The organism is Streptomyces mangrovisoli (assembly GCF_000974985.2).
GTDB classification, from domain to species: Bacteria; Actinomycetota; Actinomycetes; order Streptomycetales; family Streptomycetaceae; genus Streptomyces; species Streptomyces mangrovisoli.
Window position 1 is genome coordinate 1 of record NZ_LAVA02000071.1, and the last position, 25972, is coordinate 25972.

General features: G+C 73.4%; 17 protein-coding genes. 11 read left to right on the forward strand and 6 right to left on the reverse strand.

The window, feature by feature from the left end; all coding sequences use genetic code 11:
* Window positions 1-104 precede the first annotated feature (104 nt).
* Complete coding sequence (locus WN71_RS26965) at window positions 105-944, reverse strand: ABC transporter substrate-binding protein (protein ID WP_240529779.1); 840 nt, start codon at window positions 942-944, stop codon at window positions 105-107.
* Window positions 945-1282: 338 nt separating this feature from the next.
* On the opposite strand from WN71_RS26965, the gene WN71_RS26970 reads away from it, so the two are divergent.
* The 4 genes from WN71_RS26970 to WN71_RS26985 all read left to right on the forward strand — a co-directional run bounded on the left by WN71_RS26970 (window position 1283) and on the right by WN71_RS26985 (window position 5918).
* Window positions 1283-2299: an acyl-CoA desaturase gene (locus WN71_RS26970; protein ID WP_107469777.1), complete on the forward strand. Its 1017-nt coding sequence runs from the start codon at window positions 1283-1285 to the stop codon at window positions 2297-2299.
* Between the two features lie 204 nt (window positions 2300-2503).
* Window positions 2504-3103, forward strand: coding sequence for a TetR/AcrR family transcriptional regulator (locus tag WN71_RS26975; RefSeq protein WP_167382962.1), 600 nt, complete (start codon window positions 2504-2506; stop codon window positions 3101-3103).
* A gap of 155 nt (window positions 3104-3258) precedes the next feature.
* Complete coding sequence (locus WN71_RS26980; protein WP_063777747.1) at window positions 3259-4902, forward strand: MFS transporter; 1644 nt, start codon at window positions 3259-3261, stop codon at window positions 4900-4902.
* A gap of 5 nt (window positions 4903-4907) precedes the next feature.
* Complete coding sequence (locus WN71_RS26985; RefSeq protein WP_240529780.1) at window positions 4908-5918, forward strand: patatin-like phospholipase family protein; 1011 nt, start codon at window positions 4908-4910, stop codon at window positions 5916-5918.
* 88 nt (window positions 5919-6006) lie between these two features.
* Here WN71_RS26985 and WN71_RS26990 read toward each other — a convergent pair whose 3' ends face one another.
* The 3 genes from WN71_RS26990 to WN71_RS27000 are packed head-to-tail and all read right to left on the reverse strand — an operon-like array spanning window position 6007 to window position 9191.
* A complete protein-coding gene (locus WN71_RS26990; RefSeq protein ID WP_046592509.1) occupies window positions 6007-6879 on the reverse strand; it encodes a carbohydrate ABC transporter permease in 873 nt (290 codons plus the stop codon).
* Window positions 6876-7838, reverse strand: a complete 963-nt coding sequence (locus WN71_RS26995; RefSeq protein WP_046592510.1) for a carbohydrate ABC transporter permease — start codon at window positions 7836-7838, stop codon at window positions 6876-6878. Before WN71_RS26995 ends, WN71_RS26990 begins: the two co-directional genes overlap by 4 nt.
* A 12-nt stretch (window positions 7839-7850) precedes the next feature.
* Window positions 7851-9191: an extracellular solute-binding protein gene (locus WN71_RS27000; RefSeq protein ID WP_046592511.1), complete on the reverse strand. Its 1341-nt coding sequence runs from the start codon at window positions 9189-9191 to the stop codon at window positions 7851-7853.
* Between the two features lie 248 nt (window positions 9192-9439).
* On the opposite strand from WN71_RS27000, the gene WN71_RS27005 reads away from it, so the two are divergent.
* Together WN71_RS27005 and WN71_RS27010 are read left to right on the forward strand one after the other, a co-directional pair.
* A complete protein-coding gene (locus tag WN71_RS27005) occupies window positions 9440-11329 on the forward strand; it encodes a glycoside hydrolase family 2 protein (protein WP_046592512.1) in 1890 nt (629 codons plus the stop codon).
* A 200-nt stretch (window positions 11330-11529) separates the two neighbouring features.
* Window positions 11530-12600: a LacI family DNA-binding transcriptional regulator gene (locus WN71_RS27010; RefSeq protein WP_046592520.1), complete on the forward strand. Its 1071-nt coding sequence runs from the start codon at window positions 11530-11532 to the stop codon at window positions 12598-12600.
* 173 nt (window positions 12601-12773) lie between these two features.
* Here the strand turns inward: WN71_RS27010 and WN71_RS27015 are convergent, their stop codons facing one another.
* Complete coding sequence (locus tag WN71_RS27015) at window positions 12774-14855, reverse strand: hypothetical protein (protein ID WP_046592513.1); 2082 nt, start codon at window positions 14853-14855, stop codon at window positions 12774-12776.
* Window positions 14852-16642 carry an HSP90 family protein gene (locus WN71_RS27020; protein ID WP_046592514.1) on the reverse strand — a complete coding sequence of 597 codons (1791 nt, stop codon included), beginning with the start codon at window positions 16640-16642 and terminating at the stop codon, window positions 14852-14854. The genes WN71_RS27015 and WN71_RS27020 overlap by 4 nt, the downstream gene beginning before the upstream one ends.
* A 237-nt stretch (window positions 16643-16879) precedes the next feature.
* On the opposite strand from WN71_RS27020, the gene WN71_RS40195 reads away from it, so the two are divergent.
* The 5 genes from WN71_RS40195 (at window position 16880) to fusA (ending at window position 25562) form a co-directional block, all read left to right on the forward strand.
* Window positions 16880-18226, forward strand: a complete 1347-nt coding sequence (locus tag WN71_RS40195) for a VWA domain-containing protein (RefSeq protein WP_079178142.1) — start codon at window positions 16880-16882, stop codon at window positions 18224-18226.
* Window positions 18227-18401: 175 nt separating this feature from the next.
* On the forward strand, window positions 18402-20963 hold the full coding sequence (locus WN71_RS27030) for a tetratricopeptide repeat protein (protein WP_079178143.1): 2562 nt from the start codon (window positions 18402-18404) through the stop codon (window positions 20961-20963).
* Between the two features lie 60 nt (window positions 20964-21023).
* Window positions 21024-21971, forward strand: coding sequence for an NAD-dependent epimerase/dehydratase family protein (locus WN71_RS27035; RefSeq protein WP_046592804.1), 948 nt, complete (start codon window positions 21024-21026; stop codon window positions 21969-21971).
* Window positions 21968-23077: an ATP-binding protein gene (locus tag WN71_RS27040; protein ID WP_046592805.1), complete on the forward strand. Its 1110-nt coding sequence runs from the start codon at window positions 21968-21970 to the stop codon at window positions 23075-23077. The genes WN71_RS27035 and WN71_RS27040 overlap by 4 nt, the downstream gene beginning before the upstream one ends.
* 403 nt (window positions 23078-23480) lie before the next feature.
* On the forward strand, window positions 23481-25562 hold the full coding sequence (gene fusA / locus WN71_RS27045) for an elongation factor G (protein WP_046592806.1): 2082 nt from the start codon (window positions 23481-23483) through the stop codon (window positions 25560-25562).
* The last annotated feature ends 410 nt before the right edge of the window (window positions 25563-25972 follow it).

A 25972-nucleotide genomic window follows, 5' to 3' on the forward strand; every position in this document is an offset into this window, starting at 1 on the left:
GTGGAGGGGGAGGGGCGGTGAGGGGAGGGGGGTGGACCAGCCTTGCGTCGTGGGAGGGGGTGGACCGGCCTTGCGCCGTGGGAGGGGCGGCGGGCCGCTTTCGTTCAGGAGCCGGACTTCACCGTGAAGTACGGGATCTTGTTCGGGTCCTGCCCGAAGGCGGTACCGAGATAGACGACCGACAGCTTGGCGAGTGTCCCGTCGTCGATCAGCTGCCTGATGATCCGGTCCAGCTCGTCCTTGTTGGGCGACCCCTTCGGGTACAGGGCGCCGTAGCCCTGGTCGGTCCGGTACTGCCCCACGATGCGCACCTTGCCCTCCCGCTTCTGGGGATAGGCCAGCAGGATCGTCGTGTCGTGGACGACCGCGTCGATCTTGCCCTTCTCCAGCGCCGTGACCATGGCCGGGTCGTTGGCGTAGGAGGTGACGGGCTTGGTCGGCTTGAGGCGGTTCATCACGAACTTCTGGCCCGTGGTGCCCTCGGCCACGCCGATGCGGACGTCGCGGAGGTTGTTCTCGTCGATCTTCTCGCCGTCCCTGATCAGCACCCCCAGGGTCGAATCGAGATAGGGCGGGGAGAACTCGGCGACCTTGCTCCGTTCCGGGGTGATCGTGATCTGCGCGAGGGCCAGGTCGAAGTCGCTGGTCCGGCCGGACACGACCTCCGGGAACGGGGCGTTCTCCACCTTCACCCGGTCGAGCCCGGACCGGTAGGCGATGTTGGCGGCCATGCAGAACTCGTAGCCGCTCTTGACGGAGGCCGGCGTGTCGCCGTTCCACCAGCCGGGGGCGGGCAGGGTCGTCTTGACCGTGAGCTCGCCCGCCGTCCTCGGCGACAGGTGGAACTCCCCGCGGTGCCCCGTGACCTCGCAGTCCCCGTAGTGGGCGGTCGACGACTTCGACCCGCCCCCGTCACAGGCCGACGCCGTGACGGTGAGTGCCACGCAGACAGCCAGAGGGACGATCGCTGCCGCGGCGCGCACCATTGCACCTCCGGTCGGAACATCCTCCTTGAGTCACCATAAATCACCATGAACCATACGACCGCCGGAGCCGACGGGGCGGCTCCGGGCAGCGGCCCGGGTCCAGGTGCCGTCCGCCGCCGGCCGCGCGGATTCGGTCCCGTGCCGTTCACGCCCTGGACATCCGCGACGACCTGCGCGGATGCAGCCCGGTGCGATCGTGGGGCCAGGGCCGCCGAGCGCGTACGGCAGCACGCGGACGCGTGATCCGGCCGGCCCGGCGCCGCCTTTGAAGAGGCCTGAGCGAGGGCGAGGACCCGATGAACCCGAGCGACGTCGACCGCAGTGAACAGACCCCCCTGGCAACGGGGTCGGGGCAGGACGCCGCCCAGGCCGGGCCAGGGCCCAGGCCGTTGCTCGACGCACCGCAGACGGCCGCGGCGGGGGCGGCGATGTGGGTCTTCGTCGTCGGACCGCCCCTCGCCCTCGTCGCCGTGGTCCCGTTCGCCTGGGGGTGGGGGCTGTCCGCCCTCGACGTCGGCATGGCCGCGGTCGCCTACCTCGTGTCCGGCTTCGGTCTCACGGTGGGCTATCACCGGCTCTTCACGCACCGCTCGTTCAAGGCGCGGCGGGGCCTGCGGATCGCGCTGGCCGTCGCGGGTTCCCTGGGGATCGAGGGCTCGCCGGCGCAGTGGGTGGCGAACCACCGACGCCACCACGCCTTCGCCGACCGCGAGGGCGACCCGCACTCGCCCTGGCGCTACGGGACCGACACCCGTGCGCTGCTCAAGGGTCTGCTGCACGCCCACGTCGGGTGGATGCTCAAGCGGGAACTGAGCAACCGGGCCAGGTTCGCGCCCGACATCGACGCCGATCCCGATCTGCGGCTCGTCGGGCGGCTCTTCGGGCCGCTGGCCGCCCTCTCGCTGGTCGCGCCGGCGCTGGTCGGCGGGCTGGTCACCGGCACCTGGACCGGTGCGCTGACCGGGTTCTTCTGGGCCGGCGTGATCCGCATGGCGCTGCTGCACCATGTCACCTGGTCGGTGAACTCGGTCTGCCACGTCGCAGGCCGGCGGCCGTTCGCGAGCCGGGACCGGGCCACCAACTTCTGGCCGCTCGCGCTGCTGTCCTTCGGCGAGAGCTGGCACAACTCCCATCACGCCGATCCCACGGGCGCGCGCCACGGCGTGCTGCCGGGGCAGCTCGACCCCTCGGCCCGGCTCATCCGGGTGTTCGAGCGGCTGCGCTGGGTCCACGACGTGCGCTGGCCGAGCGCGGACCGTCTCGGCGCCCGGCTCCTGACCGAGCCGGGCGGCCCACGGGGTTCCGCGGGCTGACCGGGCCGGGCGGGCCCGCGGGGTTCCGCGCGCTGACCGGGCCGGGCGCCCCGCACGGTTCCGCGGGCTGATCGAGCCGGGCGCCCCGCAGGGTTGTGCGGGCTGACCGTCGCCGAGGCGGCGAGCCGCCCGGCGCGGGTAGGGTGGGCGGACGGTGGTTGGTCGACAGGGCCCTGAAGCGGCATGATCCAAGCGGGAGCGAACGTGCTCAGCGAGCGAGAGCCGGACGCCCCGGTGGTCGGCCGGGCCGCCCAGGCCGCGGCGACCCGGCAGCAGATCATCGAGACGGCACAGCGGCTCTTCGCCGCCCGGGGCTTTCAGGCGACGTCGTTGCAGGCCATCGCCGACGAGATGGGCCTCACCAAGGCCGCGGTCTACTACCACTTCCGCACCAAGGCGCAGCTCCTCCACGCCTCGCTCGACTTCGCGGTGGAGGAGATGACGGTCCTCCTGGACGAGGTGGCGGGCATGACGTCACGTCAGGAGAGGCTGGACGCCTACGCCGTCGGCTGGGTGGACTTCCTGGTACGCCACCGCGAGCTGGGAACCATGCTCCTGCACGATCCCGAGATCCGGGCCGCCAGCATCTACGCCGAGAACGACGGGCGCAGGCGCCGGGTCCTGCGGGTGCTCTTCGGCGACTCGCCCACGCCGACCGAACGCATGGCGTACGTGATGTGCGTGTGGATGCTGGAGGGGCTCGGCGAGCTGACCGACCTCGCCGACGAGGACCTGCGGGCCACGCTGCTGCTGACGGCCCGGGGCCTGCTCGCGCTGCCGGACCAGCCCGGCGCGCGTCGCTGACCTCCGGCTTCTCGCCCGGTCCGGTTGCTTCTCCGGTGATCCCGCTGTGGCACACCACTCACTAGCCAGCGGCTAGTGAGTGGCAAGTGTCGGATAAAGTGAAGGTCGGCTTCACAAGATCACCGCCCCTTTCACCCCTGACGGGAACCCCTGTGATGAGCTCCTCCCCGGCCGGCCAGAGCGGCGCTGCCAAGCAGAGCAGCACCGCCCTGGTCCTGGCCCTCGGGCTGGCCGCCATGGTCGTGGCCATGGCCCAGACCCAGGTCGTGCCGATCCTGACGCTGCTGGGCACCACGATGCACACCGACGCCGCCGGAGTCAGCTGGGTCACCACCGCGACGCTGCTCTCCGCCGCCGTCTTCACCCCACTCCTCGGCCGTGTCGGCGATCTCTACGGCAAGAAGCACACGCTCGTCGCCGTGCTCGTGGTGATGGTGCTGGGCTCGCTCCTGGCGTCGACGACGACCTCGCTGGGGCTGCTGCTGGTCGGCCGCGTGATGCAGGGCTCGGCGACCGCGATCTTCCCGCTGGCGCTGTCGATCGTCCGCGACCAGGTCCCGCACGAGAAGCTGCACGGCGCGATGGCGCTGGTCAGCTCCACGCTCGCGTTCGGCTCCGGCCTGTCGCTGGTCGTCACCGGCCTGCTCACCCAGGGCGGCGACCCCGACTACCACTCCGTCTTCTGGTTCTCCACCGGCGTCAGCCTGCTCGCCCTGGTCGCGGTCCTCCTGCTCGTCCCGGACGGCGGCCACCGCGTCGGCGGCCGTGTCGACGTGCCCGGCACGCTCGTCCTCGCCGCGTTCCTGGTCCTCCTGCTGCTGGGCATCTCGCAGGGCCACACCTGGGGCTGGGGCTCCGCCAAGGTGATCGGGTGCTTCGCCGGAGCCGTACTCATGGCGGCGGTGTGGGTGCCCGTGGAACTGAAGGTCGCCGCCCCGCTGGTGGACATGCGGATGTTCGCCCACCGGCAGGTGGCCATGACCAATCTGGCCGGCCTCTTCGTGGGGTTCGCCTCCTTCGCGCAGTTCATCGGCATCTCGTACCTCGTCCAGATGCCGGAGCGGCTGGCCGGCTACGGCTTCACGGCGTCGGTGCTGCGGGCGAGCGTCGAGTACCTGCTGCCCGGTTCGCTGATCGCCCTGGTCGCGGCCCCGGTGGGCGGCATCCTGGTGCGCCGGATCAGTGCCCGTACGACGCTGGCGATCAGCGGGCTGCTCGGCGCGGCCGGATTCGCCTGGCTGGCCTTCGGGCACGGCAGCAGCGCGAGCGTCATCTGCGCCGGACTGTTCACGGGCGCCGCGATCGCCTTCGGCTACGCGGCGATGCCCGCGCTGATCGCGGCGAGCGTGCCGGTGCAGCAGACCGGCATCGCCAACGGCATCAACTCCATCTCCCGGTCGCTGGGTTCGGCGATCGCCTCCGCCGTGGTCACCTCGCTGCTGGCGTCCAGGACGATCTCCGGGCTGCCCGCGGGCATCGAGCTTCCGCAGGAGTCCCAGTTCACGCTCAGCTTCGCGATCGCGCTCGCCGTCATGGTGCTGACGGCGGCCGTCGCCGTCGCCGGTCTCACCAAGGAACGCGGCCGCAGCGCCCCGATCGCGACGTCCGTCCCGGCCGCGGCCTCCGCTCCGGTCGCGACGTCCCTCCCGGCCGCCGAAGACCGCGGCGCGGCCGAGCCGACGGACGAGGACGCCGTACAACCGACCGCTCCGGCGGGCGAGGACGCCGTACAGCCGACCGCTCCGGCGGGCGAGGAGGCCGTACAGGCGACCGTCCCGGCCGGTCCCGTGGGATCCTGACCGCCGTGACGACGACCTCCCCGGCCTCCGCCGCGATGTCCGGGCCCGAAGAGCCGCACCCGGTGTGGCGCCTGCTCGCCGAACGGGCCCGGACCGGCAGCCGGCCCGGCGCCCGTTCCGACGGGCATCGCGTCGCCCTCGCCGTCGAGGGCGGCGGGATGCGCGGCATCATCGCCGGCGGCATGGCCCTCGCGCTGCACGAACTCGGCCTCACCGACGGCTTCGACGCGGTCTACGGCTCCTCCGCCGGCGCCGCGTCCGGCGCGTGGCTGCTCAGCAGCAGCCCGCAGTCGCTGCGCTTCTGGGCGTCCCCCAAGTACGCCAGGACGGTCATCCGGCGCTCGAATCCGCTGCGGGGGCGGCCACTTGTGGATCTGCACGCCTTCTACGAGGTCCTCTACCGCTACGGCGACGGGGACTTCGCGCCGATGGACTTCGACTCGGTCCTGGCCGGCGGGATCGAGTACCACCCGCTGGCCACCGACGCCGCCACCGGCCGCTCGACCGACCTGCGGCCCTTCATCGGTGACGCCGCCCAACTCCGCACGGCCCTGCGGGCCAGCGCCGCCCTGCCGCTCCTCGCGGGCGAACCGGTACGGCTCGGCGGACACCGGTTCTACGACGCCGGGGTCTCCGAAGCCGTGCCGTACCGCACCGCCCTGGCCCAGGGCGCGACCCACGTCCTGGTGCTGCGGACCCGCCGTGCGATCGACGTCGCGCGGCCGTCGCGCTCCGCCCCGCTGCTGGCCAGGACGGTGCTGCGGCGCGAACCCGAGCCGCTGCGGCGGGTGTTCCTGGAGCGCGAGACACGACTGGCCGAGGACGACGCCCGGTTGGCCGCCGACCCGGTGATCGCGTCGGTCCGCCCGGCCCCGGACTCCCCGAGGGTCGGCCGGCTCGCCCGCGACGGCGACCTCCTCCTCGCCGCGCTGGAGGCCGGACGCACCGCCGTCCACGAGGCCCACGGCCGCCTGCGCGACACCCCGGAGCCGGCTGACACCCCGGAGCCGGGCTGACGTCCCGGAATCGGGCTGACACCCCGGAATCGGGCTCACGCCCTGGAGCAGGGCGCCGGGCCCGAACGCCGGGGCCTTCCGGCTGCCGTCACTTGATGCCGGTCGTCGCGACGCCCTGCACGATCTGACGCTGGAAGACGAGGAACACCGCGATCAGCGGGAGGAAGCCGAGGACCGAGGAGGCCATCACCTCGGCGTACTGGATGTTGCTGTTGCTCACCAGGGAGGCCAGACCCACCGGGATGGTCTGGGACGTGGTCTGGTTCAGCACGAGCAGCGGCCACAGGAAGGAGTTCCACGTGGAGATGAAGGTCAGGATCGCCACCGTGGACAGGGCGGGGCGGGAGATCGGCATGCAGATCCGGGCGTAGACCCGCCACCAGCTCGCCCCGTCGATGCGGGCGGCCTCGATCAGCGCGCGGGGGATGCCGCGGAAGAACGCCTGGAAGACGAAGACCGAGATCGGCGCGGCGACCGACGGCAGCACCAACGCCCAGAAGGTGCCCAGCAGATGGAAGGACCGGTACTCGATGAACTGCGGCAGCACGAGCGCCTCGCTCGGCAGCATCAGCCCGGCCGCCACCAGGGCCAGCACGACGGCCCGGCCGCGGTAGCGCAGGAACGCCAGCGCGAAGCCCGCCATCGAGCCGAAGCCGACGGTGAAGAGCACGGCGAGAGCCGAGATGACCAGGCTGTTGAGGTACCAGGTGCCGATCGGGTGGTTGTCCCAGGCGTAGGAGTACGCGTGCAGGGACCAGCCGCCGGCGAACAGCGACGTCGGGTTCTCGGTGATCGAACCGTCGGAGCGCAGGGAGGTGGCGAGCGCCCAGGCGAACGGCACGAGCCAGATGAGCGCGAACAGGGTGACGCACACGGCGCAGAGCCGGTCGAAGAGCTTCGCCCCGTCGACGGCGGGTACGGCCTTCGGCGCGGCGGACCGCGGCCGGGTGATGGTGCTCATGAGTCCTCCGCTCGGGCCGCGGAGCCGGCCGCGGTTCGGCGCCGCAGCCCGTACCAGGCCGCCGAGATCGCGACGATGATGACGAAGTAGACGAGGGTGGCGGCGGCGCCGTAGCCACCCCGGTAGGACGTGAAGCCGGTGTCGTAGATGTACTCGATGACCGGGCGGGTGGACTGGTCGGGGCCACCGCCGAGCAGCAGGTAGATCTGGTCGAAGACCTTCAGCGAGGCGAGGATCTGGAGGATCAGCACCAGGCTGGTGGTCCGGCCGAGCAGCGGCACCGTGATGAGGCGGATCTGCTGCCAGGGGCCGGCCCCGTCGATGGACGCGGCCTCGTGGACGTCCGGCGGGATGTCCTGGAGGGCGGCGGTGTACAGCACGAAGTTGAAGCCGAAGGTCCACCACAGCGTCATCAGTGTCACGGCGGTCCAGCCGCCCGAGGTGGAGCCGATGAAGTCGGGCACCGGCAGCCCCACGGCCCCGAACACCTTCGGCAGCAGCCCGATCTCGGGGGTGTACATCCACAGGAAGATCAGCGCGACCACCGACGACGGCACGACGTACGGCGCGAAGAACGCCACGCGGTACAGGACCCGCCCGCGCCGCACCCGGGAGGCGAGGACCGCGGCGGCCAGCGCGAGGACGACGAGCGGGGGAGTGGTCAGCAGGGTGAAGAGCACCGAGTGCCACATCGCCTGCCAGAACTGCGCGTCGGTGACCACCTCGGAGTAGTTCGACCAGCCCACCCAGTCGCCCAGCCCGCTCTTCACGGTGGTGGTGTTGAAGAAGCTCAAGGCCACGCCCACCAGCAGCGGGCCGACCAGGAACAGCAGGTAGATCACGAGGAAGGGGGCGGTGAGCAGGGCACCGGCCCGGCGTTCGTCGCGGGGCGGCCGGTCGGCCGGCGGGTTCGGCACGGGCGCCGTGGGCGCCGGCCGGGTCGGGACGGCGGTGGTCATGGTGGCTGCCTCCTACTTCATCGTGACCGGCGGTCGGGCCGTGGTGAACCGCTTGAGACCGGAACGCAGCCCGGACACCGTGCCCTTGGGGGTGAGACGGCCGGCGATGGCCTCGATGACCGTGCCGCCGACGACGCTCTGGAAGTCCGAGCCCGCGCCGGTGTACCAGGCGGGCGGGTCGTACTGCGCGTCGAACGCGGCCTGCACGTAGTTGCGTTGCGGCGACTGGTCGAGAAACGCCTTGCTGCGCTGGGTCGGCAGCCAGGCCGGGATGTGGCCGCCCTCGGCCCACACCGCGCTGTCGTCGAGCAGGCTCTTGACGAAGCGTGCCGCGTTGCGGGTGCGGGCCGGTGAGCGCTTGGCGTCGCGCGGCACCACCAGGGCGTGCGAGTCGGCGTACGCCACCGCCTTCGGGCCGAGCAGCGCGGGGAACGGCACGACGTCGAAGCGGAGGTCCTTGACCTGCCGGTACGACGGGATCTGCCACTCGCCGTCGAAGAGGAACCCGGCCTTGCCGGTGCTGAACAGGGCGTTCGCGCCCGACCCGTTGAGGTTGGGCGGCATCAGGTCACCCGCGGTCAGGCTCTGCATGAAGGCGACCGTCTCCTGCACCGCCTCGCTGTCGAGGTCGACCCTGGTGCCGGAGTCCGTGACGATCGGGCCGGCCAGCCCGGAGTAGATCATGCTGAAGTAGCGCCAGGCGGTGGACGGGTCGGCGGTGATCGACATGACCGCCCCGTACCGCGCGCCGCCCGCCGACTTCATCGCCTTCACCGCGGCGAGGAAGTCGTCCTTGCCCTTCAGCGCGGTCAGGCCGGTGCCGGCCGCGTTCAACAGCCCTGCCCTGCGGGCCAGATCGACGTTGTAGTAGAGGACGAAGGGATGGGTGTCGAGCGGCACCGCGTAGACCGTCCCGCCCTGGGTGGCCTTCTTCCAGGCCGCCGGGGTGAACTTGTCCTCGGTGACGCCCAGTTCGCGGACGCCGGTGTTCTCGATCGGCTCCAGCAGGTCGGCGGCGGCCAGCAGCGGGAGCCGGGAGAGGTGGACGATGCCCACGTCCGGGGGCGTGCCGCTCGCGGTGGCCAGGGCCAGCTTCGTGTAGTAGGGGTTGCCCCAGGCGAGGACGGTCGCATCGACCGAGACCCCCGGGTGGGTCTTTTTGAACGCGTCCTCCATCAGCACCATGTTGGCGCCGTCGCCGCCGGTGAACAGGTTCCAGAAGATGACGTCCGCGGTGTTCGGCTGGGAGCCCGTGAGGCCGGAGGCGAGCGGGGAGGAGCATGCCGCGAGCCCTCCGGTCAGGGCGAGTCCACCGCCGAGGGCCAGAAACCTCCGGCGCGTTGCTCCGCTCATAGGGGTAAGCACCTCGTTGATTCGGTGTGTCCTCGAGTGAATTCGGTGTGTCCTCGATGGCGCAGACCCTGACACACGATTTACAACGATGCAATAGACCGTGCGACATGAAGACGGAGTCCACCGTGGTGAAGCCCCGGGGCTCTCGAGGTTGGCCTTGCATCGATGTAAACGATCACCCATGATGACAGGGCTTCGACCGTGGACACGCCGGCGCCGGGCCCTCCCGGACGGCAGAGGGAGGATCCGTGAAGGCCAACGAGCTGGACGGGACGTATCCGAGGCCGATCCTGCGGCGGGAGTGCTGGCACAGCCTCGACGGCGTATGGGAGTTCGGATACGACGACGCCGACGAGGGCGAGCGCGACGGGTGGTTCGGGCTCGGCACGGCGGCAGAGGGAGCGGCGGCCGGGGGAGCGGCGGCCGGGGGCAGCGGCGCCTTCGACCGGGAGATCACCGTCCCGTTCCCGCCCGAGGCCCCCGCCTCCGGCATCGGCGAGACCGCGCCGCACGCCGTGGTCTGGTACCGCCGCAGCATCCCCCACGACCTCCTCGCCCCCGGTGCCGGACGGCGCACCCTCGTGCACTTCGGGGCCGTCGACCACCGGGCCAAGGTCTGGCTGGACGGCCGACTGGTGGCCGAACACGTGGGCGGGCAGACGCCGTTCACCGCGGACGTCACCCACGCGCTGCGCCCCGGCGCCGACCCGCACCTGCTCGTCGTACGGGCCGAGGACCAGCCCGCCGACCTCGCGCAGCCGCGCGGCAAGCAGGACTGGCAGGACCGGCCGCACGAGGTCTGGTACGAACGCACCACCGGCATCTGGCAGACGGTGTGGACCGAGACGGTCGCCGACCAGCACCTCACCGATCTCGCCTGGCTCCCCGACCCCGCGCGCGGCGTCCGGGCCGAGATCACCCTGGCCTCGGCGCCGGCCGCCCCGCTGACCGTGGAGATCGAACTCGGCCACGACGGCCAGGTGCTGGCCACGAGCACCAGCACGGTGCGCACCCCGCGCAGCACCATCGACCTCGTCGTCCCCGCCCTGCGCAACGGCATCGACCGCGAGCGACTGCTGTGGAGCCCCGAACGGCCGACCCTGATCGACGCCCGAGTCACCGTGCGCGACGCCGCCACGGCCGAGGTGCTCGACACCGTGGACAGCTATGTGGGCCTGCGCAGCGCGGGCGTCGGCCGCGGCGCGTTCCTGCTGAACGACCGCCCCTACTACGTCCGTTCGGTGCTCAACCAGGGCTACCGGCCGGACACCCTGATCGCCAACGCGGGGACCGCGGAACTCCGCCGAGAGGTGGAGCTGATCAAGGACATGGGCTTCAACGCGGTCCGCGTCCACCAGAAGGCCGAGGACCCGCGCTTCCTGTACTGGGCCGACCGGCTCGGCCTGCTGGTGTGGGGTGAGACCGGGGCGGCGTACGAGTTCGGCACCGAGGCGGTCGAACTGCTCACCCGCGAGTGGCTGGACATGGTGCGCCGGGACCGCAGCCACCCGTCCCTCGTCACCTGGGTCCCGGTCAACGAGAGCTGGGGCGCCTCCGACATCCCGCGCGACCCCGCGCAGGCGCACTGGTCCATCGCCCTCGCCCACCTCACCCGGGCGCTCGACCCCACCCGGCCCGTGATGTCCAACGAGGGCTGGGAGCACACCGACAGCGACATCCTCGGCGTGCACGACTACAGCGCCGACCCCGAGGAACTGACCAGGCGCTACGGCGACGCGGCCGCGGTCGAGCGGCTGCTCGCCGGTCCCGGACCGCAGGGTCGCGTGCTGACGGTCGGCACGCGCCAGGCCGAACGGTACGCGGCCGGGGCCGCACCCCTGATGATCACCGAGTTCGGCGGCCTCTCGGTGCGCGCCGACGACGACGACTTCTCCTACACCCGCACCGCGTCCGACGCGCAGTACGCGGCGCTGCTGCGCGACCTCTTCGGCGCGCTGCACGCGAGCGAGGTCGTCGCGGGCTTCTGCTACACGCAGTTCATGGACACCGCGCAGGAGACCAACGGCCTGGTCCACGCGGACGGCACGCCGAAGCTGCCGCTGGAGACGATCCGCCGCATCGTCACGGGTGAGCCGGACCGGTCCGACGAGAAGCCGGGGCGGCCGGAGGGCGTGTGAGCGTCGCCGCCCCCCGGGGGCCGGGTCGGCGGGCGCCGATCGTGCCCCCGGGCGGCGGGCGCGGTGACGGGCGCGTCTATGGGGAGCGGGCGGGGCCACGGGTGGCGGGCGGCGCCGTCCCGTCCGGCGCAGCGCGGTCCGGGCCGCTCGGAACCACCCGGCGGCGGCCGGTAGGATCCCGCGAACGGAAGGAAGTGGACGTGGCGGCCAGGCCGAGGATCAAGGACGTCGCGGAGTACGCCGGCGTCTCCCCCAAGACCGTCTCCAACGTGATCAACAACTTCGAGCACGTGTCGGAGCGCACCCGGACCGCGGTCCAGGAGGCCATCGAGGCCCTCGGCTACCGGGTCAACCTCGCCGGCCGGCAGCTGCGCCAGGGCCGTACCGGAATGATCACGCTGGCCGTCCCGGAACTGGACGTCGCCTACTTCTCCGAGCTGGCCAAGCACGTCATGTCCGCGGCGGACCGGCAGGGGCGCACGGTGCTGCTGCACCAGACCGGTGGCGTGCGCGAACGCGAGCTGTCCGTCCTGCACGGGTTCGACGCCCAGTTCACCGACGGGATCATCCTCAGCCCGCTGTCGCTGACGCCCCGCGACCTCGCCACCCGTGACGCCCGGCTGCCGCTCGTCCTGCTGGGAGAGCGCCAGGCCCCGGGCGCCCTGGACCACGTGGGCATCGACAACGTCGCGGCCGCGCGCGAGGCCACGGAACACCTGCTCGCCCGGGGCCGGCGCACCATCGCCGTGCTCGGCGGCGCGGTGCGGGGCCGGCAGGGCACGGACCGGCTGCGGACCCAGGGCTACCAGGCGGCCCTGCGCGCCGCCAAGGTCCCCTTCGCGCCGGACCTGGTGCTGCCCGTCGAGCACTACCACTGGCGCGACGGAGCCCGCGCGGCCACCGCCGTACTCGAACGGCGTCCCCGGCCGGACGCGCTGCTGTGCCTGAACGACCACCTCGCCCTGGGCGCCCTGCGCGCCCTGCACGAGGCGGGCCTGCGCGCACCGGACGACATGGACGTGGTCGGCTTCGACGACATCGAGGCGTCGAGCTTCAGCGTGCCGAGCCTGACGACCGTCGCCCCCGACAAGGAGGCCATCGCGGACATCGCGGTCTCCCTGCTGATCGACCGCGTCGACCGGGCGGACGGCAGCGAGCGCACCGACGGGTCGGGCGGCGCGGACGAGGCCATCGACCGCATCGTCGGCCATCGGCTGGCCGTACGGGAGAGTACGGGCGGCTCCGCCGACGACCGGCCAGCGACGGACTGACCGTCAGCCGTCAGCCGTCAGCCGTCAGCCGTCAGCCGTCGGGCGGCAGCCCTCAGCCCTCAGCCGTCGGGCGGCAGAGGGCATGGGGCGGAGGGCGCGTGCGGGTGCGTTGCGTGGCTTGTCGCGCAGTTCCCCGCGCCCCTTCGGGGGCGCACCTGCCGCAGGCAGCCCCCTCAGTCCTCCAGGACGTTCTGCAGCACCGTCTCCAGGTCGTCCTCCTCCACCTCGTACTCCGCCGTCAGCCGTTCCGCCTCCGCGAGTTCCCCGAGCTCGCGCAGGCTGCGGACCAGCAGCACGGCCGCGTTCCAGTGCGTCTCGTCCCAGGGGTCGTCCGGGTCCAGCACGTCGATCGCCGCGCGGGCCGTCGCCCGCGCCGCGCCCGGGTCGCCGAGGTGCAGGTGGATGGCCGCGAGGGTGGACAGGACCTCGCCGAGCAGTTCCACGCACTCCGCGGAGGGCGTCACGGACGGGCCGGAGAGCAGGTCGCGGGCGGCCGACAGGTGCTTCGCGGCCTCCGTGGTCCGACCGGCGCGCAGCAGGACCCGCGCGCAGACGGACAGCAGGTGGGCCCGCTCCTCGGCGGGCAGGTCGGGCTCCGTCAGCGCCGCCTCCGCATCGGCGAGAAGTCCCGCCGTCGCCTCGGGGGCCGGCCCGTGCCGCAGCGCCCGGGTCAGCGCCGCCAGCCGCTCCGCCGTACGGCCGGATGCGGCGTACGAGCGGGCCGCGACGGCGTACCACCGCGACGCCTCCGGGCCGTGCACCAGCCACTCGCCGAGCAGCGCGGCAAACCGGGCACGGTCGGACTCCCCGGCCGGCTCGATGCCGTCCGGCCGCTCCAGCAGCCCACGCAACCGCTTGACGGCCTCGCCGCGCTGTCCGTCGCGGTGATACGCGTGGGCGAGCAGCAGTTCGCACCGGGCGGACTCCTCGGCCAGCCCGAGCCTGTCCAGTTCGCGGATCGCCTCCTCGGCCGCCTCCACCGCCTCGGCCGTCCGCTCGGTCTCCAGCAGCGCCTGGGCGGCGGCCAGTCGCGCGCGGGCCGCGCCCGTCGGGTCGCCGGCCGCCGTCGCGGCGGCGACCCGCTCGATCAGCCCCCGGATGTGCAGGTCGCGCGGGGCGCCGCCCACGGCGCCGGTGGACGGGGCGAACACCGACAGCGCCACGGGCGCGCCGATCGGCCCGGACGCCATCCAGTCACGGATGCGGTCGCCCTGGTGGCCGTTGCCGTTGCGGGCGTCGAAGCGGGCGGCGATGTCCTCCGCGCGCCGCCGCAGTTCGGCCGCGAGGTCCGCGACGGTGCTGTCCGGGCGGCGCCTGCCCTCCGTGGCCGGGAAGCGCAGGGTCAGTCCGCCCTCGCCCCGGCCCACCGGCACGTTCAGCACGGCCACGGCCGCGGCCGCGAACTCCATCTCCGCCAGCGGCGTGCGGGCGTTGTCCAGCCAGGGCAGATGGCGCTCGACGAGATCGAGGCCGCGGGCCGTGTTCCCGGTGTGCGTGCAGAACAGCAGGTTCAGCGCCAACTCGGGAAGGTGGTACGGGTTGTCGCGGATCCGGCGGTAGGCGCTGCGGTGCGCGTCGAGCGCCTTGTCCACCTGCCCGGTGCGCACGTACGGCAGCAGCAGTTCGGAGTTGATCCACTGCGGCTGGTCGCTGCACGACGAGGTGCGGGCCGGCTCCCCGACCCGTATCGCGTCCTCGTCGCGGCCGAGCGCGACCAGCGTGCGCACATGGCTGCTGGGGACGCAGCCCGCGCAGTCCGACAGCGGGTCGCGGCGGCTTCGGTCCATCTGCTCGTAGTAGTCCTGCGCCCGGTCCAGTTCACCGACGCTGCCCGCGATCAGGCCCCGGTGCTGGAGCACCGCGTGCATGCTGTGGCCGCCGCGCCGGTAGCGGCGCTCCATGTCGTCGAGCAGGTCGTACGCGCTCCGCAGCGGGATCTCCGGGAACTGGTGGACGCTGTAGATCATCCACTTGATGTTCCACAGCAGCCGGTGCTCGGCGCGCGCCCCGAACCGCTCGGGCTCGCGGTCGTACGCCGCCCGGCACCACGAGTACGCCAGCAGCGCCTTCGCCGGGACCCAGCTGAGCTGGAACACCCTCGTCGCCTGCATCCGCACCTCGAAGGCGAACTCCACCAGCCCGCGGGCGTCGGCGTGTCGCATCACCTGCTCCAGCGCCGCGAACTGTGCGCTTCCGCGCGGCATGGCGAGGGCCTGCTGGTAGAGGGTGCGCAGCTCCTGCTCGGTGTGGCTCATCGGGCGTCTCCGGCGACGGCGCGGCCGATCAGGCCGAGGAAGGACTGGTTCAGGACGGCCGTGTCGGCGGGCCGCAGCGGATGGTGGCCGAGCAGCAGCGCCTGCACGTACAGACCCTCCAGGCAGGTCGCCCGCAGGTCGGCGTCGGCCAGCGTCAGCACCTGACGGGCCAGCGCGTTGCGGTGGTTGAGCACGAGCCGGGGGCGGGGCTCCGCGGGGCTCTGGAAGGTGCCGAGGATCGACGCCCACAAGTCGTCGACCTGCTCCTTCGCCTCGCGCAGGTCGACCTGGAACGCCGTGTCGTCGTCAAGGAGATAGAGCGCGGGCAGCCCGGCGGGCTCGAAGGTCCGCACGAGGAGGTCGCAGCCGAGCCGGTCGAGGACCTGGTCCGCGGCGGCGACGGCGGGCGCGATCGCCTGCTCCTCGGCGGCGGTCAGTCGCTCCAGGTGCGTGGTCAGGTCGGCCGCGCGCAGCGTCTCGGCCGCAAGCTCCCGGTCCACCGTGACCAGCCGGTCGATGATCTCGCAGTCGTACACGTAACCGGCGTTGACCACGGCGATGCCCTGGGCCGCGGCGACCGGTGCGAGCTGGCGGAACTCGTCGAGCAGCGGGGTGAAGCGCAGCACGCCGTACCGCTCGCGGAACTCGACGAGGGTCAGCGGGCCGACGTTGGTCTCCATCGGCCAGTACTCGGCGACCAGGCGGAGCATCTCGTCGTCGTGCAGCGCGAGCGCCTTCACGCCGAGGTGGTGGACGCGCAGGAACGCGCGCAGCCGCCCCGGGTCCTGCCGGGCGAGCCGCACCAGCCAGGAGCGCAGCGCGTCGCCGAGGGTGTCACGGGTGCTCTCCAGCAGCGTGTCCTCGTAGAGCGCCTCCCGGCTGGCGGTGGGGCGCAGTTCGGCGGTGTCCGCGACGCAGCGCACGAAGAACGCCCACTCCGGCAGCAGCCGTTCGGCGCCCTCGGACAGCAGCATCTGCTTGAGGTAGACGCGGTGCGCGGCGGGCACCGCGGGGTTGGCCGGCATCGGCAGGACGAACGCCACGCCGCGCAGGCCCGCCTCGGCGGCGGCCAGGTCCACCACGTCGAACGGGGTGAACCCGAAGACCCGCTCGCAGTAGATCTCCAGCCGTCTGCGCCGCTCGCCCCGGTCCTCGCCCTCGGGACTGTCCCAGGGCGCGGGCCCCGCGCCGATCTCCGCCCCGTCCACGCTCACGGTGTGCGGCAGATGGGCCCCGAAATGGGTGGCCAGATCCGTGACCGCCTCCCGGGTGAGGAGGTGTTCGCAGCCCGCGCGGGGGCGCAGGGTGACGGTGGTGCCCGGCTCGGCCCGCTCCTCGCCCTCCGGCGCCGTACTGACGGAGTAACTGCCGTCGGAACGGCCGTGCCACAGCACGGTGGGTTCGCCCGCGCGCCGCGTGGTCACCTCGATGGCGTCCGACACCATGAAGCACGACAGCAGGCCGATGCCGAACTGGCCCAGGAACTCGTGGCGGGCGAAGCCGAGTTCGTCCCGCTTGGAGCTGCGGCCGATCGTGGCCAGCAGCTCGTGCACCTGCGCCTCGTCGAGCCCGACGCCGTTGTCGCTGATGGTCAGCGAGCCGTCTCCGGTGCCGTCGCTCGACACGAGGACTATCCGCCCCGTCGTCGCGTCGGCACCCCGTGCCGCGGTGATCGCGTCCACCGCGTTCTGCAGCAGCTCGCGCAGGTATACCTGCGGGCTGGTGTACAGGTGATGGCTCAGCAGGTCGACGATCCCGCGCAGGTCGACCCGGAAGGTTTGGTTCACGCACGCTCCCCGTTCTGGACTCGAAAAGAACTGTAGAGCGAGCCACTGACACTCCCGAGCGAATATCGCCCGCACATCCGATGGCCTGCGCGAGGCGCCCGGCGCAGGTCGGTGGGGTGCGGGTCCTTCCGGTGCGGGCCCGTCCCGCAGGGACCCTGCCGGCACCGGCCCTTCCGGTGCGGGGCCTGGCTCCCGCGCTCCGGGCGTTCTACGGTGCCCCTCTGGAGGGGGACATCCATGACCATCACGCTCACCAAGGGCGGCAACGCGCCGCTGCCCACCGCTCTCTGCCGCATCACGATCGCGTCCGCGAGCCCGCACCTGGAGGTCTGCGCGGTCCTGCTGACGCCGGAGGGCAAGGTGCGCGGCGACGAGGACTTCGTCTTCTACAACCATCCCGCGCAGGACGGGGTCGCGCTGACCGGCCACGAGGTGCGCGTCGATCTGGCGGCCGTGCCCGCGGCGGTCCACCGCGTCGCGGTCGTCGCGGGCCTCGACCCCGGGTCGCCCGCCGCCCACTTCGACGCGACGAGCACTCCGCAGGCGTCCGTTCACTGCGAGACCGTCGAAGCCGGCTTCGTGCCACCGCCGTTCGTGAACGGGGAGACGGCCGCCGTCGTGGTCGAGGTCTACCGTCGCGCCGGCGCGTGGAAGGTCCGCGCGGTCGGGCAGGGCTGGGCCACCGGACTGGCGGGCCTGGCCACGGACTTCGGCGTGGTGGTCGACGACGACGGCACCGGCGCGGGGGCCGCGGCGACGGCCCGGCCGGGGACCGGCACCACGGCGGACCCCGCCCCGGCACCCGCACCTGTACCCGCTCCCGTCGCGCCTCCGCCTCCGACTCTCCCGCCCACCCCCACCCCCGCCCCCGTCCCCGCCATCAGTCTCGACAAGGTCCAGGAAGCCGCCCCCGGGCTCGTCGACCTGTACAAGGCGGCCCAGGTCTCGCTGGCCAAGAACCGGATCACCGGCCAGCGGGCGGCGGTCTACCTCGTGCTCGACCACTCCGCCAGCATGAGACGGTTCTACCGCGACGGCACGATGCAGCATCTCGCGGAGCAGGCGCTCGGGCTCTCCGCGAACCTGGACGACGACGGCGTCGTACCCCTCGTCTTCTTCTCCGGGGGCGTCGACCGGGTGGCCGACATCGGCCTCGACAACCACCAGGGCCGCGTCGACGCCCTGCACCGGTCGCTGGGCTGGGGCGGCACCCGTTTCGCGCCCGCCATGCACGCCGTCATCGACCACTACCGGGCCGCCGGTACGGCCGACCCCGCCTTCGTGATCTTCCAGACGGACGGGGAGCCGTTCGACCGCAAGGAGACCCGGGAGCTGCTGCGGCAGTGCAGTTCGCTGCCGATCTTCTGGCAGTTCGTCGGCTTCGGGTCGAACTGGGCCCTGCGCTTCCTGCGCACCCTCGACGACCTCACCGGCCGGACCGTCGACAACGCCGGCTTCTTCGCCGCCGGCCAGAGCCCCGCCAAGCGCGGCGACGCCGCCCTCTACGACCTCCTCATGAAGGAGTTCCCCACCTGGCTGACGGCGGCTCGCGCGGCGGGGGTGCTCCGCCAGGGCCCCGGCTGATCCGCACGACCGGCCCAGGGCCCGCGCGTCGATTCCCGTCACCGCAACGGGCGTACGGCGATTCGCGGGCCCGGGGTGCGCGCCGGGGTGGTTCCCGGCGCGTCGCGGGGGGCATCCTCGGTCTGTGCGTGACGCGTCCAAGGGGAGACGCGCGACTCACGGGGGAGCGGGCGCGATGACCCTGACCGGTACGGGCGACGAGACGTCCGACGGCACGCCGGGTGGACAACCTGGCGTGGCGACAACGGGGATGAGCGACGGAGGCGTTCCCGGAGCGCAGCCGGGCGCCTCGCCGAACGCGATATCCGGCGGTGTGTTCTTCTCCGCCGTCCTCCAAGGCCGCCACATCACCGTCGAGTTACCCCCCGAGATCTCGCCCGCCCTGCACGGACTGCCGTCCGCCTCCCCGGTGTTCGTCGGCCGGGACGCCCCGCGCGATGTCCTCCTGGGCCGGCTCGACCCCGAGCCCCGAAGACCTCGCGAGGGCGCGGGCGGACCCGTCGTGGTCGTCACCGCGGTCGGGGGACTGGCCGGCGTCGGCAAGACCGAACTGGCGCTCCAGGCGGCGCGGTCCGCCCGCGCCAGAGGGTGGTTCCCCGGCGGTGTCCTGTTCGTCGACATGTTCGGCTACGACGACGCCCGCCGCGTCGCTCCCGCGCAGGCGCTGGAGGGGTTCCTGCGGGCGCTGGGCATCCCCGGCGAGCACATCCCGCACGACCTCCAGGACCGCAAGCGGCTCTACACCTCGATCCTCGCGTCGTACGCCCGCAGCGGCCGTCGCATCCTCGTGGTGATCGACAACGCCGCCACCCACGACCAGGCCAGGGCCCTGCTGCCCACCGACGGCGCCACCGCGGCCATCGTGACGTCCCGGCACACCCTGGGCATGCTCGACGCCCGACTACTCGATCTGGACACCCTTCTCGTGAATGACGCCGTCCGACTGCTCGACAGCGCCCTGCGCCTCGCCCGCCCGGAGGACAGCCGCGTCACCGACGCGCCCGAGGACGCCGCACGGATCGCCGAACTGTGCGCGGGGCTGCCGCTCGCCCTGCGCATCACCGCGGCCGTACTGATCAGCCATCCCACCCGGCCGCTGTCCCGCATGGCCGCCGAACTGGCCGACGAGCGGGCCCGGCTGGACGCACTGCGGTACGAGGACACCGCGGTGGGGGCCGCGTTCGAACTGTCGTACCGCCAACTCCCGTCCACCCAGGCCCGTTTGTTCCGGCTGTTGTCGCTGAACCCTGGCCCGGACGTGTCCACCGCCGCCGTCTCCGTGCTCGCCGGCACCGACCAGGGCGCCGCCCGCCGGGACCTCCAGGCTCTGGAACGCGCCCACTTGGTCGAGGCCGGAACGCCGTACGGGCGCTGGCGGATGCACGACCTCGTACGGACCTTCAGCGACCGCCTCGCCGCCGACGACACCGAACGGCGACCGGTGCTGACGAACCTGTTCGGCTGGTACGCGCACTCCGTGAACGTCGCCGACACGGTCATGCGGCCCGGCCGTATCCGCCCCGACATCGGCGCCTGGCTCGGCCCGCGGCCGGCGGTCTTCCCCGACCGCAACGAGGCCCTCGCCTGGTGCGAGGCCGAACAGCCCAACCTGCTCGGGGCCGTGCACCGGGGCGCCGCCGAGGACCTCGGCCGGCTGGTGTGGTCCATCCCGCTGAGCATGTGGGGCTACCTCACCCAGACCCTCTCCTGGGACCAGTGGATCGACGCGCACCACGTGGCCGCCGAGGCCGCGGCCGAGTGCGGTGCGCACTCGGGCCAGGGCTGGCTGCTCAACAACCTCGCCACCGGCTACCGGGCCGTCGGCAGCGTGGACCGCTCGCGCGCGGCGTTCGCCGCCGGACTCGACGTCCGCCGCGGGCTCGGCGACCTGCACGGCCAGGCCGACTCGCTCAAGGACATGGCCATGGCCGCGCGGGTGTGGGAGGACTGGGAGGAGGCGCTCCGGCTGTCGTACGAGGCGCTGGACGTGATGGCCCGGCTCACCGTGCCGGACCGCTCCGGCACGGCCTCGGCCCTCGACACCATCGCCGTCTCCCTGATCCATCTGGACCGGCTGGAGGAGGCCGCGGACGCCGCGTCCCGTGCGCTCGTCATCTGGGAGGACCTCGACGGCAGCCGCGACGACCGCGCCTGGGCCCGGTGCCGCACCATCCACGCCGAGGTGGCCCGGCGGAAGGGCGACCACCGGCGGGCGATCGCCGACTGCCTGGCGGCCCGGGAGGTGTTCGAACGCATCCACGACACCTGGGACGAGGCCGACGTCCTGCGCACCCTGGGCGGCCTGCACCTGACCACGGGCGACCCGGAGGCCGCGCGCGCCTGCTGGCGCCGGGCGGCGGACCTGTTCGAGGAACTCGGCGACACGGCGGCGGTCGAGGCGCTGACCCGGGAACTGGCGGCGCTGCCGCCGGATCCGGGGGCCTCCGGGCTGAACCCGGGCCCTGGGGCCACCGGGCTTCCTCCGGACGCTGCGGCCACCGGGCTCACCGCGGTGCCCGCACCGCGGGCGGAGCCCGACGGGATCGCGGATCGCGAGGACGACGCGGGGGACGGCGACGACAGTGAGGACGAAGGCCAAGGCGACGCTGAGGGCGCAGGCGAGGGTCGGGGCGGAAGCGGAGGCGGAGGCGGAGGCGGAGGCGGAGACGGAGGCTCAGGCGGCGGTGAGGGTGGAGGCGCAGGCGACGCTGAGGGCGGAGGCGACGGAAGCCTCTGACGTCGCACATGACGACCTGTCAGACTCCCACCGCACACCGACCGGTGTTTGGATGGGCGCGTGAGCGTACTCGTCACCGGCGCGGCCGGCTACGTCGGCTGGGCCGTCGTCCACGAACTCCTGGCCCGCGGCGAGCAGGTCGTGGCGCTCGTGCACGACCAGGCGCCCGTCTTCCCCGACGGCGTGGAGGTCCGGCACGCCGACCTGACGGACCGGGCCGCCGTGTCCGAGGCGGTGCGCGGCACCGACGGCGTATGCCATCTGGCGGGCCTCGCACGCGCCCGGACGGGCTCCGGGCAGCCCACGCGCTACTACGCCGTCAACGTCACCGGCACCGTCCACCTGCTCGACGCGATGGCCGCCGAGACCGACCGCACCGGGCGCCCCGGCCGCCTCGTGTTCGCCTCGACGAGTACGGTCTACGGCCGCCCGGACGGCGCGCCCGTTCCGGAGACGGCGCCGCGCGACCTGATCCACGCGTACGCCGCCTCGAAAGCCGCCTGCGAGGACCTGATCGGCTGGCAGGCGGCCACCGGCCTGCTCGGCGCCACCATCCTGCGCATCTTCAACGCGGCCGGGGGCACGGCGGGCCGCGCCGACCGCGACCCGACGCGGATCGTCCCGCACACGGTCGCCGCGGCGGCCGGCGACGCGGCCCCGCTGCGCATCAACGGCGACGGCACCGCCGTACGCGACTTCGTGCACGTCAAGGACGTGGCGACGGCCTTCGCACTGGCCCTGGGCGCGACCTCGCCCGGGGCCCACGCCGTGTACAACCTCGGCGCGCACCCGGCCGCCGTCCGCGATGTCGTCGAAGCGGTCGAACGGCTCACCGGGCGCCCGGTGCCGCGCAGCCACGGTCCCGCGGTCGCGGACGAGGCGCGGTTCCTGGTCGCGGACACCTCCGCGATCACCGCGGAGCTGGGCTGGGCCCCGGCCTCGACCGGACTGGACGAACTGGTCGCCGACCAGTGGCGGATCGCCCATCGCGCCGGGTCCGTCCGGTGACGTCCGACGGGCCGGTGCGCAACGCCATATCCGGCGGACTGTTCCTGTCCCCGGTCGTGCAGGGCCGCGACCTGCGGGTCCGGCTGCCGTACACGGTCCCACCCGCCCTGGCCGGACTGCCTTTCCCCACACCGGCGTTCGCCGGACGCGACGCCGAACTGGCATGTCTGACCGCCCTGTTCACCGAGCAGTCGGGGCCCCGCTCACCGATCGTGGTCGAAGGACCGGTCGGCAGCGGCAAGACCGAACTGGTCCTGAAGGCCGCCCACCAGGCCCTCGCCCGGGGCGGGTTCCCCGGCGGGGTCCTCTGCGCCGACGTGTCCCGGGTGCACGGCACCGCCCTGGTCGGCGGATTCCTGCGGGCCATGGGCGTACCCGCCGCCCGTGTACCCGCGGGGTGGGCCGAGCGGTCCGCGCTGTGCGCGACCGTCCTCTCCTCGCTGGCCGACAACGGCCGTCCGCTGCTGATCGTCCTCGACGACGTCGCCGATCCCGGCCAGCTCATCGACGTGCTGCCCGCGTTCTCCTCCGCAACGACCTTGGTCACCACGCCCGTTCGGCTCGCCGTCCGCGCACCGCACCGCCTGACCGTGGGCGCGCTGCCCACGGCCGACGCGACCCTTCTGCTGCGCCGCGCCCTGGCCGTGTCCAGCCCGGACGACACGCGGATCACCGACGGGCCGGACGCGGCCGTCCGGCTCGCCGCCCTCTGCGACGGCCTGCCGCTCGCCCTGCGCACCGCCGCCGCGCTGCTCGCCGAAAGCCCGCGCCGGCCGCTCGCGGCGCTCGTCGAGGATCTCGCCGATCCCCGGACCCGGCTGGCCGAACTCACCCACCCCGACCACGATCTGCGCGCCCGGCTCGACGCCTGCCACACGCGTCTCGACCCCTCCGGTGCCGGCCTGTTGTGGCTGCTGGCGCTGCGCGAGGAGCCGGAGACGGCCACGCGGACGCTGGCCGCGCTGGCCGGGGAGCCGGAGAACACCGTCCGTGAGCGCCTCACGGGTCTGCTCCACCTGATCGAGGCGGGCGGCACGACACCGGACAGCTGGCGCCTGTCCCCGCTCGTACGGCAGTACGTCCTCTCCCGCCGACGACCGGGCTGAGGTTCCGTCACATCACGTGCTCCGCCGGACCTTGGACAAAATCGGATGCCCGCCGCCCTCCGGGCTCCCTACACTCGCCACGGACGAACGACGCGCCGCCCCCGACGGGTGGCGTGTTCCGTGACGAGTGGAGGGAGCGAGGCCGTGCGTGACCGCACCGCTGTGTCCGCTCCCCGCGCACGGTACGAGGTGATCCTGGTGTCCTCGTCCGTCCGGTGCCCGCTGCGCGGCCGGCACCGGACGCCCGCGACGGCCCGCTGACGCACCCCCGCCGGTCCGGCACGCGAAGGAACGCACAGCGTCGTTCCGTTCGCCGCTCCCGTGACCGTGGCGGGTCAGTCCGTCCGCTCCCGTCCGGGCAATCGCGCCGCCTTCTTCCGAACCAGCCGAAAGGCCAAGGGCCGTGCGCACCGAGACCGACCGCCGCCTGACCACCGACCTGACCCGTCTGCGCAACCTGGGCATCCTCGCCCATGTCGACGCGGGCAAGACCACCGTCACCGAACGGATCCTGTACGCCACCGGTACCACGCACAAGCGCGGCGAGGTCCATGACGGCACCACCGTCACCGACTTCGACAGCCAGGAACGCGACCGTGGCATCACCATCTTCGCCGCGGCCGTCAGTTGTGACTGGCGCGGCCACCGCGTCAACCTGATCGACACCCCCGGGCACGTCGACTTCGCCGACGAGGTGGAGCGCTCCCTGCGGGTGCTCGACGGCGCGATCGCGGTGTTCGACGCCGTCGCGGGCGTCGAGCCGCAGAGCGAGTCCGTGTGGCGCCAGGCCGACCGGTACGGCGTGCCGAGAATCGCGTTCGTGAACAAGATGGACCGTGCGGGAGCCGACCTCGACACCGCCGTCGAGTCGATCCGGCGACGGCTGCATCCGGCGCCGCTGGTGGTGCAGTTGCCGATCGGCGCGGAGGACGGCTTCCGCGGCGTCGTCGACCTGCTGCGGATGCGGGCGCTGCTCTGGGACGACGGCACGTTCCAGGAGGGGCCCGTGCCGCGGGAGTCGGCCGACGAGGCGGGCCGGCGGCGCCGCGCCCTGGAGGAGACGGTCGCCGGTCTGCACGCCGGGGCGATGGACGAGTACTGCACCCGGTCGACGCTCTCGGACGGCACGCTGGCCTCCGCCCTGCGCGACCTCACCCGCAGCGGTGACGGCCTGGTCGTCCTGTGCGGCTCGGCCTACCGCAACCGCGGCATCGAGCCGCTGCTGGACGCCGTCGTCTCGTGGCTTCCCGCGCCCGTCGACGTACCGCCCGTACGGGGTGAGTACGACGGTACGGCGCAGGAGCGGCCCGCCGACCCCGAAGCGCCGCTCGCGGCACTGGCGTTCAAGGTGACGGCGACCGCCCGAGGCCGGCTGACGTACGTCCGGATCTACTCCGGCACCATCGAGAAGGGAGACCACGTATGGGACCCGGTCGCGCGGCGCGGCGAGCGCGTCGGACGCATCCTGCGCGTACAGGCCGACCGGCACGCGGAGTTGGAGCGGGCGGGCGCCGGTGACATCGTCGCCGTCATCGGGCTGAAGTCCGCCCGGCCCGGTTCCACGCTGTGCGCGCCCGGCAGCCCGCTGGTCCTCGAACCGCCCACGTCCGCCGAGCCGGTCGTGTCGGTGGCGGTCGAGGCGCGCAGGTCCACGGAGACCGGACGCCTTGCCACGGCGCTGGCCCGGCTGGCCGAGGAGGACCCCTCCCTGGCCGTTCGGACCGACCCCGAGACCGGGCAGACGGTGCTGTCCGGCATGGGTGAACTGCACCTGGAGGTCGCGGTGGAGAAGGTGCGCCGTGACGCCGGGCTGGACGTCAACGTCGGCCGGCCGCGCGTCGCGTACCGGGAGACCGTCGTGCGGGGCGTGTCGGGGCTGGTCCACCGGCATGTCAAACAGGACGGCGGGGCGGGCCAGTTCGCCCATGTCGTGCTCGACGTGCAGCCGATGGACGACGACGGGACGGGTGCCGGCGCGCCCACGGGGTTCGCGTTCGCGACCACCGTGGTCGGTGGCCGGGTGCCGCAGGAGTACGTCCGCGCGGTCGAGGCGGGCTGCCGGGACGCCCTTGCCGAGGGGCCGGTCGGCGGGTACCCCGTGACGGGGCTGCGGGTCACGCTGACCGACGGCGCGACGCACTCCAAGGACTCGTCCGAGATGGCGTTCCGCACGGCCGGGCGGCTTGCCCTGCGGGAGGCTCTGCGGGCGTGCGTCACCGTCGTGCTGGAGCCGGTGGCCGAGGTGACGGTCACCGTGCCCGAGGACGCGGTCGGCGCGGTGCTCGGCGATCTCGCCGCCCGCCGGGGCCGGGTCACCGGCTCGGTGGCGCGGGCGGGTTCGGCGGTCCTGACCGCGACGGTTCCGCTCGCGGAACTGTTCGGCTACGCGACGCGGCTGCGGAGCCGGACGCAGGGGCGGGGCACGTTCACGGCTCGGCCCGTGGGGTACGCCCGGGTGCCGTCGGGGGCGGCTCTCGCCGGGTGACGGCTGCGGCCGCGTCGTGGCCGTTCGCGCAGTTCCCCGCGCCCCTTTTCGAGGGTGCGGGGAACTGCGCGCCGAGCCCCCGCCGGCGTGCAGTCGAGGATGCGGCGTGGTGCCCCCGTGCGGGCGCGTCGTGGCTGGTCGCGCAGTTCCCCGCGCCCCTGGGGGGTGGTGGTCGGGCCCCGTCAGGGGGCGCGGGGAACTGCGCGAACGGGGCGCGACGGCCGGTGGTCGCGGGGCGGGGGTCAGGCCCCGGGCGGGTGCGTCGTGGTGGGGCGCACCCGCCCGGGGCGCGGCCCCGGCGGTGGACGCCCGCCGTGGGCGCACCCGCCCGTACCCGGCCCCTGCGGTGGACGCCTGCCGCGGGCGCACCCGCCCGTACCCGGCCCCGGCGGTGGACGCCTGCCGCGGGC